This window comes from Streptomyces sp. NBC_00122 (assembly GCF_045160845.1).
GTDB lineage: Bacteria > Actinomycetota > Actinomycetes > Streptomycetales > Streptomycetaceae > Streptomyces.
In genome coordinates this window covers 1,632,325-1,647,436 of sequence record NZ_CP108191.1, presented here as the reverse complement: position 1 = coordinate 1,647,436, position 15,112 = coordinate 1,632,325, and the positions used below count along the sequence as shown (strand labels likewise).

General features: G+C 71.3%; 14 protein-coding genes. 4 read left to right on the top strand and 10 right to left on the bottom strand.

Annotation, left to right across the window (positions count from 1 at the left end; translation table 11 throughout):
• Positions 1–11: 11 nt before the first annotated feature.
• From OG737_RS07755 to panB, 3 genes are all read right to left on the bottom strand, one after another.
• Positions 12–869, bottom strand: a complete 858-nt coding sequence (locus tag OG737_RS07755) for an ABC transporter permease (RefSeq protein ID WP_405921337.1) — start codon at positions 867–869, stop codon at positions 12–14.
• On the bottom strand, positions 866–1,888 hold the full coding sequence (locus OG737_RS07750; RefSeq protein WP_328925398.1) for an ATP-binding cassette domain-containing protein: 1,023 nt from the start codon (positions 1,886–1,888) through the stop codon (positions 866–868). The genes OG737_RS07755 and OG737_RS07750 overlap by 4 nt, the downstream gene beginning before the upstream one ends.
• Positions 1,889–2,014: 126 nt before the next feature.
• Complete coding sequence (gene panB, locus OG737_RS07745; protein ID WP_405921336.1) at positions 2,015–2,884, bottom strand: 3-methyl-2-oxobutanoate hydroxymethyltransferase; 870 nt, start codon at positions 2,882–2,884, stop codon at positions 2,015–2,017.
• Between the two features lie 292 nt (positions 2,885–3,176).
• Here panB and OG737_RS07740 point away from each other — a divergent pair, with 292 nt between their 5' ends.
• Entirely contained in the window at positions 3,177–4,205 is a 1,029-nt protein-coding gene (locus tag OG737_RS07740; protein WP_405921335.1) for an endonuclease/exonuclease/phosphatase family protein, read from the top strand.
• Between the two features lie 78 nt (positions 4,206–4,283).
• Here OG737_RS07740 and OG737_RS07735 read toward each other — a convergent pair whose 3' ends face one another.
• Complete coding sequence (locus OG737_RS07735) at positions 4,284–6,038, bottom strand: NAD+ synthase (RefSeq protein WP_328925395.1); 1,755 nt, start codon at positions 6,036–6,038, stop codon at positions 4,284–4,286.
• Positions 6,039–6,115: 77 nt separating this feature from the next.
• Complete coding sequence (locus OG737_RS07730) at positions 6,116–7,786, bottom strand: multicopper oxidase family protein (protein ID WP_405921334.1); 1,671 nt, start codon at positions 7,784–7,786, stop codon at positions 6,116–6,118.
• Positions 7,787–8,016: 230 nt separating this feature from the next.
• Here OG737_RS07730 and OG737_RS07725 point away from each other — a divergent pair, with 230 nt between their 5' ends.
• Complete coding sequence (locus tag OG737_RS07725; RefSeq protein ID WP_328925393.1) at positions 8,017–8,727, top strand: DUF998 domain-containing protein; 711 nt, start codon at positions 8,017–8,019, stop codon at positions 8,725–8,727.
• Positions 8,724–9,614 (top strand): alpha/beta hydrolase, encoded by an 891-nt coding sequence (locus tag OG737_RS07720; protein WP_328925392.1) that lies wholly within the window; start codon positions 8,724–8,726, stop codon positions 9,612–9,614. Before OG737_RS07725 ends, OG737_RS07720 begins: the two co-directional genes overlap by 4 nt.
• Here OG737_RS07720 and OG737_RS07715 read toward each other — a convergent pair.
• From OG737_RS07715 to OG737_RS07700, 4 genes are all read right to left on the bottom strand, one after another.
• On the bottom strand, positions 9,599–10,018 hold the full coding sequence (locus OG737_RS07715; protein WP_328925391.1) for a CBS domain-containing protein: 420 nt from the start codon (positions 10,016–10,018) through the stop codon (positions 9,599–9,601). The two genes, OG737_RS07720 and OG737_RS07715, sit on opposite strands and share 16 nt — an antisense overlap.
• A 159-nt stretch (positions 10,019–10,177) precedes the next feature.
• Positions 10,178–10,978, bottom strand: coding sequence for a DUF305 domain-containing protein (locus OG737_RS07710; RefSeq protein ID WP_328925390.1), 801 nt, complete (start codon positions 10,976–10,978; stop codon positions 10,178–10,180).
• Entirely contained in the window at positions 10,975–11,646 is a 672-nt protein-coding gene (locus OG737_RS07705; RefSeq protein WP_328925389.1) for a DUF3105 domain-containing protein, read from the bottom strand. The genes OG737_RS07710 and OG737_RS07705 overlap by 4 nt, the downstream gene beginning before the upstream one ends.
• A gap of 54 nt (positions 11,647–11,700) precedes the next feature.
• On the bottom strand, positions 11,701–12,078 hold the full coding sequence (locus OG737_RS07700) for a hypothetical protein (RefSeq protein WP_328925388.1): 378 nt from the start codon (positions 12,076–12,078) through the stop codon (positions 11,701–11,703).
• Between the two features lie 172 nt (positions 12,079–12,250).
• On the opposite strand from OG737_RS07700, the gene OG737_RS07695 reads away from it, so the two are divergent.
• Positions 12,251–13,612, top strand: a complete 1,362-nt coding sequence (locus tag OG737_RS07695) for a glutamine synthetase family protein (protein ID WP_328925387.1) — start codon at positions 12,251–12,253, stop codon at positions 13,610–13,612.
• 80 nt (positions 13,613–13,692) lie between these two features.
• On the opposite strand, the gene OG737_RS07690 is transcribed toward OG737_RS07695, so the two are convergent.
• Entirely contained in the window at positions 13,693–15,108 is a 1,416-nt protein-coding gene (locus OG737_RS07690) for an alpha/beta hydrolase family protein (RefSeq protein WP_405921333.1), read from the bottom strand.
• Positions 15,109–15,112: the final 4 nt, after the last annotated feature.

The following is a 15,112-nucleotide window of genomic DNA, read 5'->3' as shown; positions in this document are numbered from 1 at the left end:
CGGTCCGCGGGTCAGGTCTTCTGGCGGAACTTGCGCACCGCGAGCGGCATGGTGACCGCCGTGATGGCGAGGGACCAGCCCAGGGTCATCCACACGGAGTTGCCGATGGGCGTCCCGTTGATCAGGGCGCGCGCCGCGTCGGCGAGGTTGGACAGCGGGTTGTAGTCCGTGAAGGACTGCAGCCAGTCCGGCATGGTGGTCGGCGGGGCGAAGATCGAGCTGCCGAACTGCAGCGGCATCAGGACCAGCATCGCCATGCCCTGGACGGCCTGCGCGGTCTTCATGGTGAGACCGAGCAGGATGAAGATCCACATCAGCGAGGCGCCGAAGACGGCCGACAGGCCGATGGCGTAGAACAGGTCCAGCACGGAGGTCTTGATCGACAGGCCCAGGATGAAGCCCACGGTGAGCAGGATCGCGATGGCGACCAGCATCCGGCCGACCTCGACGACGATCTTCGCGAGGAGCACGGAGGACCGGGCGATCGGCATGGACCGGAAGCGGTCCATGATCCCCTTCTTGAAGTCGTCGTTGACGCCGGTGCCGACCGCCATGGAGATGTTCATGCCCATCATGGCCATCAGACCCGGGATGACGTAGTTGACGTACGCCTCCTGGTTGCCCTTGCCGGAGATCGCACCGCCGAAGACGAACACGAAGAGCAGGGTGAAGATGATCGGCATGAGCACGGCGTCGAACATCGACTCCGGGTCCGCCTTGATCTGCAGGGCGTTGCGGCGCACCAGCGCGCCGATGTGCCGCAGGTTGCCCCGCAGGCCGATCCGGCCCTCGCCGTGGTGCGCCGCCGCCGAGGCCGTGGCGGAGGTGGCGGGAGTGGGAGTGGGCTTCGTCGTGGTTACGGTGCTCATGCCGCGACCTCCTCGGTCTTCTCGGTGGGGACGGAGTCCTCGGCGACGGTCGGCTTCTGGCCGGTGATGGCCAGGAACACCTCGTCGAGGCTGGGCAGGTAGGTGCCGAGATCGGCGATGGCGTACCCGCGCGCGGCCAGCAGGCCGACCACGGCGGTCAGCTGTTCGTCGGTCAGGATCGGGACCAGCAGCACACCCTCGTCGGGCACGGCCTGGGAGCCGGCCACGCCGTCCAGCCCGGCCTCCGACAGCGCACGGGCCATGCCCGGCAGGTCCGAGGGGTCCATGGGGCGGATCTTCAGGGTGCGGCCGCCCACGCGGGCCTTCAGCTCGTCGACCTTGCCGTTGGCGATGACCTTGCCGCGGTCGATGACCGTCAGCTCGTTGGCGAGCTGCTCGGCCTCCTCCATGTACTGGGTGGTAAGCAGGACGGTGGCTCCCTCGGCGACCAGCCGCTGGACCTCGTCCCACACCTCGTTGCGGGTACGGGGGTCCAGGCCGGTCGTCGGCTCGTCCAGGTAGAGCACGGCCGGGTTGCCGATCAGCGAGGCGGCGAGGTCGAGCCGGCGCCGCATGCCGCCGGAGTAGTTCATGGCGGCTTTCTTGGCCGCCTCGGTCAGGGAGAACCGCTCAAGCATCTCGTCGGCGCGGCGACGGGCGTCCTTGCGGGACAGGTCGAGCAGCCGCCCGATCATGTAGAGGTTCTCCCAGCCGGAGAGCTTCTCGTCGACCGAGGCGTACTGGCCGGTCAGTCCTATGGTCCGGCGCAGCTGCCGCGGCTGGCGGACCACGTCGTAGCCCGCGACGACCGCGGTTCCGGAGTCCGGGACGATCAGGGTGGAAAGGCAGCGCACCAGGGTGGTCTTGCCGGCGCCGTTGGGCCCGAGGACCCCGAGGACGGTGCCCTCGCGGACGTCCAGGTCGACACCGTCGAGGGCCTTGGTCTCGCCGTAGTGCTTGACCAGCCCCCGTACTTCCACGGCGTGGGGGTTCTTGTCGTTTCGCGTCATGTCCACCATGGGACCAGCCGCCACTGACAAACCACCGACAGCCGACCGACAGGCAGCCGGCAGCCCGCCGACATCGTGTCGGCGGGCTGTCGGAACTAGCTGCAGGAACTACTGGTCAGCTACGTGCCGGTGGCCTCAGTGGAACGCGTGCTCCGGCTGCGGGAAGGTTCCGCCGACCACGTCCTCGGCGAAGGCCTTCGCCGCGTCGTTCATGGTCTGGCGCAGGTTCGCGTACTGCTTCACGAACTTCGGCATCTTGCCGCCGGTCAGTCCCATCATGTCGGTCCACACCAGCACCTGCGCGTCGCACTCCGCGCCCGCGCCGATGCCGACCGTCGGGATGTGCAGGGACCGGGTGACCTCGGCGGCCAGCTCGGCCGGGACCAGCTCCAGGACCACCGCGAAGGCGCCGGCGTCCTGCGCGGCCTTGGCATCGCGGAGCAGCTGGTGCGCGGCCTCGTCGCCGCGGCCCTGCACCCGGTAGCCCATGGCGTTGACGGACTGCGGGGTCAGGCCCAGGTGGGACATGACCGGGATGCCGGACTGGACGATCAGCTCGGTCTGGTGCAGCGAGCGCTCGCCGCCTTCCAGCTTCACCGCTCCCACGCCGGCTTCCTTGACGAGGCGGGTGGCGCTGCGCAGGGCCTGCACGGCGCCTTCCTGGTACGACCCGAACGGCATGTCGCCGATGACGAGCGCGCGGCTGGTGCCGCGTACGACGGCCGCCGACAGCATGGTCATCTGGTCCATCGTCACGGGGACGGTGCTGTCGTAGCCGAGGTGACAGTTGCCCATCGAGTCGCCGACGAGGATGACCGGGATGCCGGCCTCGTCGAAGACGGACGCGGTCATCGCGTCGTAGGCGGTGAGCATGGGCCACTTCTCGCCGCGTTCCTTGGCGAGGGTCAGGTCGCGGACGGTGATGCGCCGGGTGCCCGTGCCTCCGTACAGGGTGGGGGAGGTCGTCGAAGCGGGTTCGCGGGCAGGCGAAACGGCATGCGTCATTGCAACTGCTCCTTGTGTCATCTCGAGGCGCCCTCACGGCGTCCCCGGACTCACTCACCATGGTGGCATCCACGTGGCCCGCGACGGAAGTGGCGGGGGCAGCACGCCCGACGCGTGCGGCCGAATGTGCGCGTTTCGTGACAAGCGGAACCCGTGGCGTACGGTCGTTCGTCCTCCCGGACGTACGACCGTGACAGGAGACGGTCGGTGACGCAGGACACGTAAGGCTTCGGACATCGCCTAGGGTCAAGGGGCGGCGACGGAGCGCGAGCACGGCAGTGAGGGCAGGGGCATGGCACAGGCGTACATGACGGAAAAGGGGAACGGCGGCTCGGAGCCCGAGCCCTCCGCATCCCGCTTCCGGCGCCGGCTGGCCGAACTGCGAGGAGACCGGGGCATCTGGCGGCGCGGGCTGGTACTGACCGGGATCGCCGTGCTCATCTCGCTCGTCATGATCTTCCACGCGGAGCTGCCCAACGACGTGGGCAACCTCGGCAGCCTCACAGAGACCTTCCTGCCCTGGCTGGGGGTGGCCGTCCCGGTCCTGCTGGGCGCCGCCGTGTACCGCCGCTCCGCGACCGCGCTCATCGCGATACTGCTGACGGCCGGGGTCTGGGTGAACCTGTTCGGCGGCCTGGTCACCGACAAATCCGGCTCCGGCGGCAACCTCGTGGTCGCCACCCACAACGTGGACGCCGACAACCCCGACCCGCGCCTGACCGCCGAGTCCGTGGCGAAGTCCGGGGCCGACGTGCTGGCCCTGACCGAACTCAAGGGGGACGCCGTCCCCGTCTACGAGAAGGCCCTGGCGGGCACGTACAAGTACCACTCGGTCGAGGGCACGGTCGGCGTGTGGAGCAAGTTCCCGCTGAGCGCGAGCCGGCCGGTCGACATCAGGCTGGGCTGGACCCGGGCCATGCGCGCCACGGTGGACACCCCGTACGGGCAGGTCGCCGCGTACGTCGCCCACCTTCCCTCGGTCCGGGTCAAGCTGAACGCCGGTTTCACCGCCAACCAGCGCGACAACAGCGCCGACGCGCTGGGCGCCGCCCTCGCCGGCGAACCGCTGAAGAAGGTCATCCTGCTCGGCGACCTCAACGGCACCATGAACGACCGCGCCCTGTCCGAGGTGACCTCGCAGATGCGCTCCACGCAGGGCGCGGCGGGCGACGGGTTCGGCTTCAGCTGGCCGGCCCAGTTCCCGATGGCCCGGATCGACCAGATCATGGTCCGCGGGATCAGCCCGGAGGCCTCCTGGACCCTCCCGCGGACGAGCAGCGACCACCTCCCGATCGCGGCCCGGGTCACGGTCAAGCCGTAGCTCACGCAGGTCTCGTACGAGGTCGGGCCAGGGCCCCGGCTCAGGCCCAGGCCCCGGCCCGACCTCCGCACCGACGCGTTACGCCTGCTCGCGCCAGCCGTTCGTGATGGGCAGCCGGCGGTCCTTGCCGAAGCCCTTCGCGGAGATCTTCGTGCCCGGCGGGTACTGGCGGCGCTTGTACTCCGCCGTGTCCACCATCCGCAGGGTCCTGGCCACCAGCTCGCGGTCGAAGCCGGCCAGGACGATCTCCTCCATGCCCTGGTCGCGGTCCACGTACAGCGCGAGGATCGCGTCGAGCACCGGGTAGTCCGGCAGCGAGTCCGTGTCCACCTGGCCGGGGCGCAGCTCGGCGCTCGGCGGCTTCACGATCGAGTTCTCCGGGATCGGCGGGATCTCGCCGCGCTCGGCCGCGGACCGGTTGCGGTACTGGGCGAGGCGGAAGACGTCCGTCTTGTAGACGTCCTTGATCGGGCCGTAGGCGCCCACCGAGTCGCCGTACAGCGTGGAGTAGCCGACGGCCAGCTCCGACTTGTTCCCCGGGGCCAGCACGATGTGGCCCTCCTGGTTGGAGACCGCCATCAGCATGGTGCCGCGCAGCCGGGACTGGAGGTTCTCCTCGGCGAGGCCGGTGAGGCCCAGCGATCCCATGTACGCGTCGAACATCGGCTCGATCGGCACGGTCCGGAAGTTCAGGCCGGTCCGCTCGGCGAGTTCGGCCGCGTCGCCCTTGGAGTGGTCCGAGGAGTACTTCGAGGGCATCGAGATGCCGTACACGTTCTGCGCGCCGATCGCGTCGCAGGCGATCGCGGCGACCAGCGCGGAGTCGATGCCGCCGGAGAGCCCGATCAGGACGGAGCGGAATCCGTTCTTCTTGACGTACGCACGCAGGCCCACGACCAGCGCGTCGTAGATCTCCTCGTCGTCGTCGAGGCGGTCGGCGTAGCCGCCCGTGACGACCGCGTCGTACGGCTCCACGGGATCCTCGGAGAGGATCACGCGGTCGATGCGCAGCCCGTCGTCCACCACGCCCTCGGGGGCGTCGGCCCGCGCGGCCGGCAGGTCGAGGTCCACGAGCACGCAGCCCTCGGAGAACTGCGGGGCGCGGGCGATGACCTCGCCGTCGGCGTCGACGACGATCGAGTCGCCGTCGAAGACCAGCTCGTCCTGGCCCCCGATCATGGCCAGGTAGGCGAGGGTGCAGCCGGCCTCCTGGGCCCGCTTCCGGACGAGTTCCAGGCGCAGGTCGTCCTTGTTGCGCTCGTACGGGGAGGCGTTGATCGAGATCAGCAGCCCGGCCCCGGCGGAGCGGGTGGCCGGGACCCGGCCGCCCTCCTGCCAGAGGTCCTCGCAGATGGCCAGGGCCACGTCGACGCCGCGCACCCGGATCACCGGCTGGGTGCCGCCCGGCACGAAGTACCGGAACTCGTCGAACACGCCGTAGTTGGGGAGGTGGTGCTTGGCGAAGCGCAGCACGACCTCGCCGCGGTGCAGCACGGCGGCCGCGTTCTCCGGGGAGCCGGCCGGACGGCCGAGCCGGGGCGCCGCCTTCTCGGTGCGGTCGAGGTAGCCGACGACGACCGGCAGCTCGCCGAAGCCCTCGGCCGCCAGCCGCTCCGCGAGCTCGCGCAGCGCGGTGCGGGAGGCCTCGACGAAGGAACCGCGCAGGGCGAGGTCCTCGACGGGGTACCCGGTCAGCACCATCTCCGGGAACGCCACCAGGTGGGCGCCCTGCTCGGCGGAGTGCCGGGTCCAGTGGACGACCGAGTCGGCGTTGGCGGCGATGTTGCCGACGTGCGAGTCGATCTGATTCAGAGCGAGACGAAGTTGAGGCACGGGCCCAGTCTAATCGTCTTTCTGACGCGATGTCCTGGCTCCGGCCTGTTTCCGGGCCTGTCCGGGCCTCTCCGGGCCTAGAGCTGGTAGCCGAGCACCGTCATCATCCCGGATTCCGAGTGGTAGACGTTGTGGCAGTGCGTCATCCACAGGCCGGGATTGTCCGCGTCGAAATCGGCCGTCAGCGTCCCGCCGGGCAGCAGGATCGAGGTGTCCTTGCGGGCCCCGCCGGCCCCGCCGCCGAGGGCGAAGGTGTGCCCGTGCAGGTGCAGCGGGTGCCACATCGGCGTCGCGTTCCTGAACTCCAGCCGGACCCGCTCGCCCGCCTTCACCGGGTGCCGCTGGTCGGGTGTGTAGGGAGCGCCGTCGAAGGCCCAGTTGTACCGGCTCATGGAGCCGGTCAGTCTGAGCTGGACCGTGCGGTCCGGCTCGCGCGGTGCCAGTGCGGCCGATTCGGCGGGCTTGAGCGCGTCCGCCATCAGCGGGGGCCCGTCCAGCTCGGTCGGCCGGGTCCCGGCGGTGGGCGCCGTACCGCTGCCGGTGCGCAGTACCGCGAGCGCCGACTTCCCCTTTCCCTCGGCCAGCGCGGTGAGCGGGAACACCCCGTCCCCGGCGGTGACCAGGACGTCGTACCGCTCGCCCATGGCCAGCAGCAGCGAGCCCGTCGTCGCGTGTTCGACCGGGAAGCCGTCCGTGTGGGTGACCGTCAGTTCGTGGCCGCCGAGGGCCAGGCGGAAGGCGGTGTCCCCGCCGGCGTTGATGATGCGCAGCCGGATCCGGTCGCCGGGGCGGGCGGTGAAGACCGACGGGTCGTCCGCGACCCTGCCGTTGACCAGGTAGTACGGGTAGGCGACGTCGCCCGCTTCCTCGCCGAGGATGTCGCTGTCGGCGCCCACCAGCAGGTGCGAGGGCACGCCGGTGGCACCCGGTTTGGCCGCCGGGGTGGCGGGGGCGGAGGGACCGGCGGAGGCGGAGGGACCGGCGGGCGTGCCCGGGGTGCGGGCCTTGCCGTGGGCATGGCCTTCGGGCCGGCGCTTGCGGAGCTCGGCGAGGACGGCGTCCGGGGTGGCGCCGCCCACCCCGTCGATCCAGTCGTCCAGCACCACCACCCACTCCTTGTCGTACGAGAGGGGCTCCTTCGGGTCCTCGACGATGAGCGGGGCGTACAGCCCGCGGTCCTGCTGCACACCGGTGTGCGGATGGAACCAGTACGTCCCCGGGTGCGTGACCGCGAACCGGTACGCGAACGAGCCGCCCGCGGCGATGTCCCGCTGGGTCAGCCCGGGGACGCCGTCCATGTCGTTGCGCAGCGAGAGGCCGTGCCAGTGCATGGAGGTGGCCTCGGGGAGGTTGTTGGCCAGGGTGAGGGCGAGGGTGCCGCCGGCGGTGACCCGCACCTCCTTGCCCGGGAGCCGGTCCCCGTACGCCCAGGAGCGGACGGTGCGGCCGCCGCCGAGGTCGAGCGTGGTGGCGGCGGCCGTGAGCTTGACCTCGGTGACCGGCCCAGCGGCCTTGCGGGCGGCCTCGGCGGCCTTGACCTCGGGCCCGGCCGGATCCACGTACCCCGTCGGCCCGTCGGCGGCGGAGCCGCCGTGGTGCGCGGCCGCATGGCCGGTGCCGACACCGGTGCCGGGGCGCGGGCCCCGTCCGGAGGAGCCCGCACAGCCGGCGAGCAGCCCCGAACCGGCGGCGGCGACAGCGGCGGCGGACGCGCCGAGCACGGCTCGACGGGTGGGATGAGGACACATGGGAGCACCTAACGAGTGGGGGAGGACACGCGAAGGTCAGGGCCGGGGCCGGGCTCGGGGCTCGGCGAGGGCGAGGCCGGTCCGCCGCCCGCGCCGATCCCGGCCGGAACACGGGCCGCGCCCCCGAGCGGCGCGGCTCAACGGTCACTGCCCGTCATGGCCCGGACGCTACCCGGGGCGGGTATCCGATCGAAGGAACGACTCCGGGTCTGTCTAGGATTAGTCACACCATGTCCACCAATGGCCTCTCTCTGCGTTCTCCGCGGACCGCCTGGCCGGTCGCCGTGCTCATCGGCCTGGGCGCCGCCGCCTACACCGCGTGGGTGCTCGAAGTCGTCCTCTCCACCGGCCTCAACCCCATCGAGACGTACGTCAGCGAGCTCGCCGCCCAGAACCAGCCGCTCGGCGGCCTGTTCCGGGCCACCGACTTCACCGCCGGGCTGCTCGCCTTCACCGGCGGCCTGCTCGCACTGCTCCGGCTGGTGCGGCACGCGGAGTCCCGCCGCCCCTGGGCGGTCACCGGCTGGGCCGGGGTCACCCTGTTCGGCGCGGCCACCGCCGCCGACGCCTGGCTGCCGCTGAGCTGCGCGCCCACCGTGGACCCCGTCTGCGCCGCCCGGGAGACCGCCGGGCTGGTTCCCGCCACCCATCAGGCCCATGCCGTCAGCAGCAGCCTCGCCATGACGGGCGCCCTCGTCGGTCTGGTGGCCCTCACCGTCGCCGCCCGCCGCTACGGCTGGTTCGCCCCGCTCGCCCGCTACGGCCCCGCGCTCGTCGTCCTCGAACTGCTCGCCACGGCCTGGACCCTGTCGGCCATCGCGCTGTTCACCGCCGGCCACGGGACCTGGGCCCTGGGCGCCGGGCAGCGGCTGCAGGTCCTCCTCGTCGCGCTGTGGCTGGGCCTGCTCGCGTACTCCGTCCACAAGGAGGGCCGTACGTGAGCGCGCGCCGCACGAAGGACACCGCCTCGTTCGTCCGGGTGGACGGGGTCCCGCTGCACGTGGTCGTCGAGGGCCGCGGCCCCGTGGCCGTGCTCGACGCCGGACTCGCCATGGCCTGGTTCGACTGGGATGCGGTCGCCGCCCTGCTGGTGGCACAGGGCCGTACCGTCGTCCGCTTCGACCGGCCCGGACACGGCCTCAGCGGCCCGGCCGCCGCGCCGCCGACCACCGTCGGGGAGGCCCACCGGCTCGCCGCGCTGCTGGACGCCCTCGGCCTCACCGGCCCGGTCGCCGGCCCCGTCACCGTCGTCGGGCACTCGATCGCCGGGTTCTACGCCGAGGCCTTCGCCCGGCTCCACCCTGGGCGCACCGCAGCCCTGGTCCTCCTCGACTCCAGCGTGGAGGAGGCACCCCGTACGGTGCTGCCGGCCGCGCTGCGCACCGGCGCCGCCCGCGCGCTGGGCGGGGCGCTGACCGCCGCCGGACTGCCCGCCGCGCTGGGGCCGCTCGCCCGGCGGGCGACCGTACGGGCCTCACGCACCGGCGGCGGCGACCCGGCCGCGCGGGACCTCGTACGGCGCTGCTACCGCACCGGCCGCGTCTGGTGCGGCGTCCTGCTGGAGAACTCCCGCTATCCGGACATGGCCGCCGAGCTCGTGGCCCTGCGCCGGACGCACCCGCTGACCGCGCCCGCCGTCGTCCTCGCGGGCCACGACGGCTCGTCCGGCCGTGGCGCCCTGCGCTGGCTCGCCCGCCAGGCGGACCTCGCGGACCGGATCGGCGCCCGCTTCGAGGTCGCCGAGCCCGCCGGGCACCTGGTCATGCTGGACCGCCCGGACCAGGTGGCCCGGGCGGTCCGCACGGCGGCCGGTCAGCTGCGTGCGTAGACCATCTCCGCCCAGCCGGCGATCTGCTCCTCCGAGAGGTGCTTCGCGAGGTCGGCCTCGCTGATCATGCCGACGAGCCTCTTGTTCCTGATCACCGGAAGCCGGCGGATCTGGTGGCTCTGCATCTCCTCCAGCACCTCGGAGACGTCCGCGCTCGCCTCGATCCAGCGCGGCGTGCCCTTGGCCATGTCGCCGGCCGTCACCTTCGACGGGTTGTGCCCCTTGGCCACACAGCCCACCACGATGTCGCGGTCGGTGAGGATGCCGCAGAGGCGTTCCGTCTTGTCGCTGATGGGGAGCGCGCCCACATTGAGCCGGGCCATCAGCTGGGCCGCCCGGTCGAGGGTCTCGGTGGCGGGGATCCACTGGGCCCCGGCGTGCATGATCTCTCCGGCGGTGGTCATCGCGTAAACCTCCTGAGTGCCGTCCTCGGCGGGAGCGGATGCGCCCGTCTCGGCGTCCTCGCCCTCATTCGGCCGTTCGGCCCGGCGCGACTGCACGCGGGGCGTACACGCCCGTACGGGTGAGAGGGCGTCCTCCCACCACCGTACGAGCGTGTCGCGTCACCCGCGCGGTGCGGCTCCGCGCTTGCCCAGCATGTCCGCCATCAGGGTGAGCTCGGAGCGCTGCGCGTCGACCATGCCCTGCGCCAGATCCCGCTCGACCGGGGTCCGGCACTGGCGCGCGCAGGCCTCGGCCATCTCCACGCCGCCCTTGTGGTGGTCGGTCATCAGCTGGAGGTAGAGCACCTCCGCGTCCCGGCCGCTCGCGGCGGCAAGCTGCGCGAGCTCCTCCTTGGTGGCCATGCCGGGCATCAGCGCGCCCGGCTTGGCCGCCGTGCCGTGGCCGGAGTGACCGGAGGGGCTGCTGTTCTCGCTGTGGCCGCCGTCGGTGCCGTGCGTGCCGTGCGTGCCGTCCGTGCCGTGCTCGCCGTCCGTGCCGTGGCCGCCGTGCCCGCCGTGGCCACTGTGCTCGCCTTGCTTGCCGTCCTCCTCGGAGGTGCCCATCCAGGACATGGGCGGCTCGCCGGCCACCACCTTCGGCAGCCCCCACAGGTCCAGCCAGCCGAGCATCATGCCCCGCTGGTTGGCCTGGGTGTTGGCGATGTCGTAGGCGAGGCTGCGTACCGCCTCGTCCTGGGTGCGGTCCCGCACGATGAACGACATCTCCACCGCCTGCTGGTGGTGCACCGCCATGTCGCGCGCGAAGCCCGCGTCCGGCGAGTGCAGGCCCGGAGGCCCGGCCGACGTGCCGGCCTGCGTACCGGAGTCGCCGGTCGCTGCGACCGTGGCGGCCGCCGCGAACAGCAGCGCCAGCAGCACGGCCGAGCCCGCGGCCCAGTACGTACGAGGGGTGCGGCTCACTTGCCGGTCACCCCGTTCGTGCAGGCCGCGCCCGGCTCGGGGGTCTGCGGGCCCTGCACGTACTTGGTGAAGAACTGCGTCACGCGCGGGTCGTCCGCCTTCTCCACCGTCACCTGCTTGCCCCACGCGCTGAGCATGATCGAGCCGGCCTGCTCCTTGACCGGGCTCATCAGCGTGTACGGGGTCTTGCCGACCGTCTCGGCGAGCTTGTCCAGGTCGGCCTGGCCGGCCTTCTCGTTGTACGTCACCCAGACCGCGCCGTGCTCCAGCGAGTGCACGGCGTTCACCTCGGGCACCGGGCTCTTGTAGACGTCGCCGTTGCAGTTCATCCAGCGGGGGTGGTGGTCACCGCCGACGGGCGGGTTCATCTCGTACTTCACCGGGGTCTCGACGTGGTTGCGGCCGAACTTCGCCGCGTCCCAGGTCTGCTCGCCTTCGACCGGCGTCTTGCGCGCCAGTTCCACGGCGTCCTTCTTGCGCTGCTCGGTCTGCTTCTGGTCGATCATCACCCACGCGCCGAAACCGACCAGGCCGACGACGACGACCGCCGAGGTCGTGATCGCGATGGCCTTGTTGCGCCGCTCGCGGGCCTTGTCGGCCCGGCGCATCTGGGCTATGCGCGCCTGGCGGGAGTGCTGGTCTGTGGTGTTTCCGGACTTGCTGGCCATGGTGCCCTGGTTCCTTCTGCTGAGGGGGGTGGATGGACGCGGAAGCCGGACCCGTCAGGTCCGCAGCACCTGGAGGGCATGCAGGTCGGGGGCGCGCGAGAGTGGCGCGGGAGGCCGGATCCGCGCCGCCCCGCCGGTCGCGACGGCCGGCGGCGGATCCCCGCCGGCCACGGTCACGGCGGGCGGCGGGACGGGCAGCACACCCGGGATCACGTGCTCGAGCGGAGAACAGCCGGGCAGATCGTCCGGGGACACGCAGACGGCGTGCGCCGCGCCGCGAGCCGCCGTGTACTCCGTCGGGGCATGGTGTTCACCGGGCCGGGCGCACAGGAGGAGTACTCCGGTCAGCACCCCGAAGGCCGTCAGGAGGACGGCGCGCAGCAGCGCGGGACGTGTGTGACGCCCCCGTCGCGTGTACTGCCGGCCCCCCATGGGCGCAGATGGTAATGCTCATGACCGGTCCAAGGTCAGTGCGGGGGTGCCGCGAGCTTTGCGGGGTGCGTAATCTGGCGGAAACCACAGCTGGCGATACTGGGCCGGCCCGACTGTGTCCAGGCCCTCGCGGTGGTGGTGCACAGGCCGTCTGAACTGCGAGGATGAAGGCATGGACAAGCAGCAGGAATTCGTCCTCCGGACGCTTGAGGAGCGCGACATCCGCTTCGTGCGCCTGTGGTTCACCGACGTACTGGGCTTCCTCAAGTCCGTCGCGGTCGCCCCCGCGGAGCTGGAGCAGGCCTTCGACGAGGGCATCGGCTTCGACGGCTCCGCGATCGAGGGCTTCGCGCGGGTCTACGAGTCCGACATGATCGCCAGGCCGGACCCGAGCACCTTCCAGATACTGCCGTGGCGCGCAGAGGCCCCCGGCACCGCCCGGATGTTCTGCGACATCCTGATGCCGGACGGCTCCCCGTCCTTCGCGGACCCGCGCTACGTCCTCAAGCGCATCCTGGCCAAGACCTCCGACCTGGGCTTCACCTTCTACACCCACCCGGAGATCGAGTTCTTCCTGCTGAAGGACAAGCCGCTCGACGGCACCAGGCCCACTCCCGCGGACAACTCCGGCTACTTCGACCACACTCCGCAGAACGTGGGCATGGATTTCCGCCGCCAGGCGATCACCATGCTCGAATCGATGGGCATCTCGGTCGAGTTCAGCCACCACGAGGGCGCCCCGGGCCAGCAGGAGATCGACCTGCGCTACGCCGACGCGCTCTCCACGGCCGACAACATCATGACCTTCCGCCTGGTGATGAAGCAGGTTGCCCTGGAGCAGGGCGTGCAGGCCACCTTCATGCCGAAGCCCTTCTCGGAGTTCCCCGGCTCGGGCATGCACACCCACCTCTCCCTCTTCGAGGGCGACCGCAACGCCTTCTACGAGTCGGGCGCCGAGTACCAGCTCTCCAAGGTCGGCCGCTCGTTCATCGCGGGCCTGCTGAAGCACGCGGCGGAGACCGCGGCCGTCACCAACCAGTGGGTCAACTCCTACAAGCGCATCTGGGGCGGCTCCTCCCGCACCGCCGGCTCGGGCGGCGAGGCCCCCTCGTACATCTGCTGGGGCCACAACAACCGCTCGGCCCTGATCCGCGTCCCGATGTACAAGCCGGGCAAGACCGGCTCCGCGCGCGTCGAGGTCCGCTCGATCGACTCGGGTGCCAACCCGTACCTCACGTACGCCGTCCTGCTGGCCGCCGGCCTGAAGGGCATCGAGGAGGGCTACGAACTCCCGGCGGGCGCCGACGACGACGTCTGGGCCCTCTCCGACGCCGAACGCCGCGCGATGGGCATCGAACCCCTCCCGCAGAACCTCGGCGAGGCCATCGCCCTGATGGAGCGCAGCGAACTGGTCGCCGAAACCCTCGGCGAGCACGTCTTCGATTTCTTCCTGCGCAACAAGAAGCAGGAGTGGGAGGAGTACCGCTCGGAGGTCACGGCCTTCGAACTCCGCAAGAACCTCCCGGTCCTGTAACCGCAGGTCAGAGCCCCATCGGGGCATGCACGACACTCCGGGCCGGTGGTCACTGACCACCGGCCCGGAGTCGTTGTGCGTCAGGTGGCCGGGAGTTGCTCCTGCAGCCAGTCGAAGACGACGTCGCAGTGTTGCTGCGGGGCCATCGGGGAGCAGTGCAGCTGGGCGCCGGTGGCCGCGGTGAGCTTCAGGTAGTCCTTGTTGGGAGTCGTCAGTTTGTCGAACATCAGGCGCGGCTGGCCGGGATAGAACTGCTCGTAGTCGTAGTCGAGGACCAGCGTGGGGATCTTGATGCGGCCGATGACGTTCGTGATGTCCAGCGACTCGATGAGTTTGGCGGGGGTCCAGAAGTCGGTGAACATCTTCCCCTTGCGGGCGTCCAGCATCGCCGGCACGGAGAAGGGCTCGATGCGCTTCTTCATCGTCGCGGCCGTCTCCGGGGGCAGTTGGGGGACGACCTCCTTGTTCCAGATGGCGTTCGTCTCCTCCTTGTCCGGGGTGACGATCTTCCGGAGCTCCGGAGGGAAGCCGAGCCACGGCGACAAGCAGCCGGGCATCGCCACCACAGCGGCGATCCTGCTCTCGAAGGCCGCGGCCCGGGGTGCCAGGTTCCCGCCCATGCTCAGCCCGGTCAGGGCGATCCTGTCCGTGTCCACGTCCGGGCGGGCGACCAGCCAGTCGACGAGCGGCGTCACGACGGTCTCCCAGCGCGGCGTGAAGACCACCTGGTCGACGAAGAGCAGCTGCCCTTGGCCCGGCCCGTCGTACACCAGGGCGTTCCAGCCGCGTGCCAGGGCGGCCGAGACGCCGTAGGTCCACATGTCGACGTCCTGCCCGTCGCTGCCGTTCGTGAGGATCACGGTGGGGCGCCGCTCACCCGAGGTGTCCGGCCGGAAGAACCACACCGGCAGCGGCGTCTTCTGGTACGGGACCTTCGCCGTCACCGGCGCCGGGTCGCACAGTCTGCAGAACGTGTCCCAGGCGCCGCGCCCCGCCTTGTACAGCTGCTCCTCGCTGCCCGGGTCGTCGGAGCCGAGGACGAAGAACAGGGCCTGGGCGTAGTACTGCGCGGCCCGCAGGGCGCGGAAGCGCGTGGTCTGCTGGTCGGGCTTGCTGCCCTGGGGCTGCCCCATGAGCTGATCGCCGAGTTTCCTGAAGGTCTCGGTGTACGTCTGGGCCGAGAGGCCGGCCTTGTTGATCGCGTTCACGGCGGTGAGTACCTCGCCCACCTCGGCGCCGCCGAAACCGGACCCGCCGAGCGCCAGGAGCCCGCTGAAGTTGAAGGCGGGGTCCTTGAAGAGGGTCATCACGCCGGGCGTGGGTCCGCCCGCGGGAGCGGAGGCCGACTCCGAGGGGGCGGGTGCGGGCGCGTTCGCGGGCGTGGCGCCCGACTGTGTGCACCCGGCGGCCAGCACGGCCCCGGTCCCGCCGACGAGCCCGGCAAGCGCGGTGCGACGGGTGGGGCCGGAGGTGCGGTCACTCGGTGCGTACGTCATGGCA

Excerpts from the sequence above, each read along its gene's own strand:
- OG737_RS07725 (WP_328925393.1), top strand. The coding sequence starts at position 8,017 with ATGTCCACCAATGGCCTCTCTCTGCGTTCTCCGCGGACCGCCTGGCCG.
- OG737_RS07695 (WP_328925387.1), top strand. The coding sequence starts at position 12,251 with ATGGACAAGCAGCAGGAATTCGTCCTCCGGACGCTTGAGGAGCGCGAC.
- OG737_RS07690 (WP_405921333.1), bottom strand. The coding sequence starts at position 15,108 with ATGACGTACGCACCGAGTGACCGCACCTCCGGCCCCACCCGTCGCACC.
- panB (WP_405921336.1), bottom strand. The coding sequence starts at position 2,884 with ATGACGCATGCCGTTTCGCCTGCCCGCGAACCCGCTTCGACGACCTCC.
- OG737_RS07755 (WP_405921337.1), bottom strand. The coding sequence starts at position 869 with ATGAGCACCGTAACCACGACGAAGCCCACTCCCACTCCCGCCACCTCC.
- OG737_RS07705 (WP_328925389.1), bottom strand. The coding sequence starts at position 11,646 with ATGGCCAGCAAGTCCGGAAACACCACAGACCAGCACTCCCGCCAGGCG.
- OG737_RS07730 (WP_405921334.1), bottom strand. The coding sequence starts at position 7,786 with ATGTGTCCTCATCCCACCCGTCGAGCCGTGCTCGGCGCGTCCGCCGCC.
- OG737_RS07750 (WP_328925398.1), bottom strand. The coding sequence starts at position 1,888 with ATGGTGGACATGACGCGAAACGACAAGAACCCCCACGCCGTGGAAGTA.
- OG737_RS07715 (WP_328925391.1), bottom strand. The coding sequence starts at position 10,018 with ATGACCACCGCCGGAGAGATCATGCACGCCGGGGCCCAGTGGATCCCC.
- OG737_RS07700 (WP_328925388.1), bottom strand. The coding sequence starts at position 12,078 with ATGGGGGGCCGGCAGTACACGCGACGGGGGCGTCACACACGTCCCGCG.
- OG737_RS07740 (WP_405921335.1), top strand. The coding sequence starts at position 3,177 with ATGGCACAGGCGTACATGACGGAAAAGGGGAACGGCGGCTCGGAGCCC.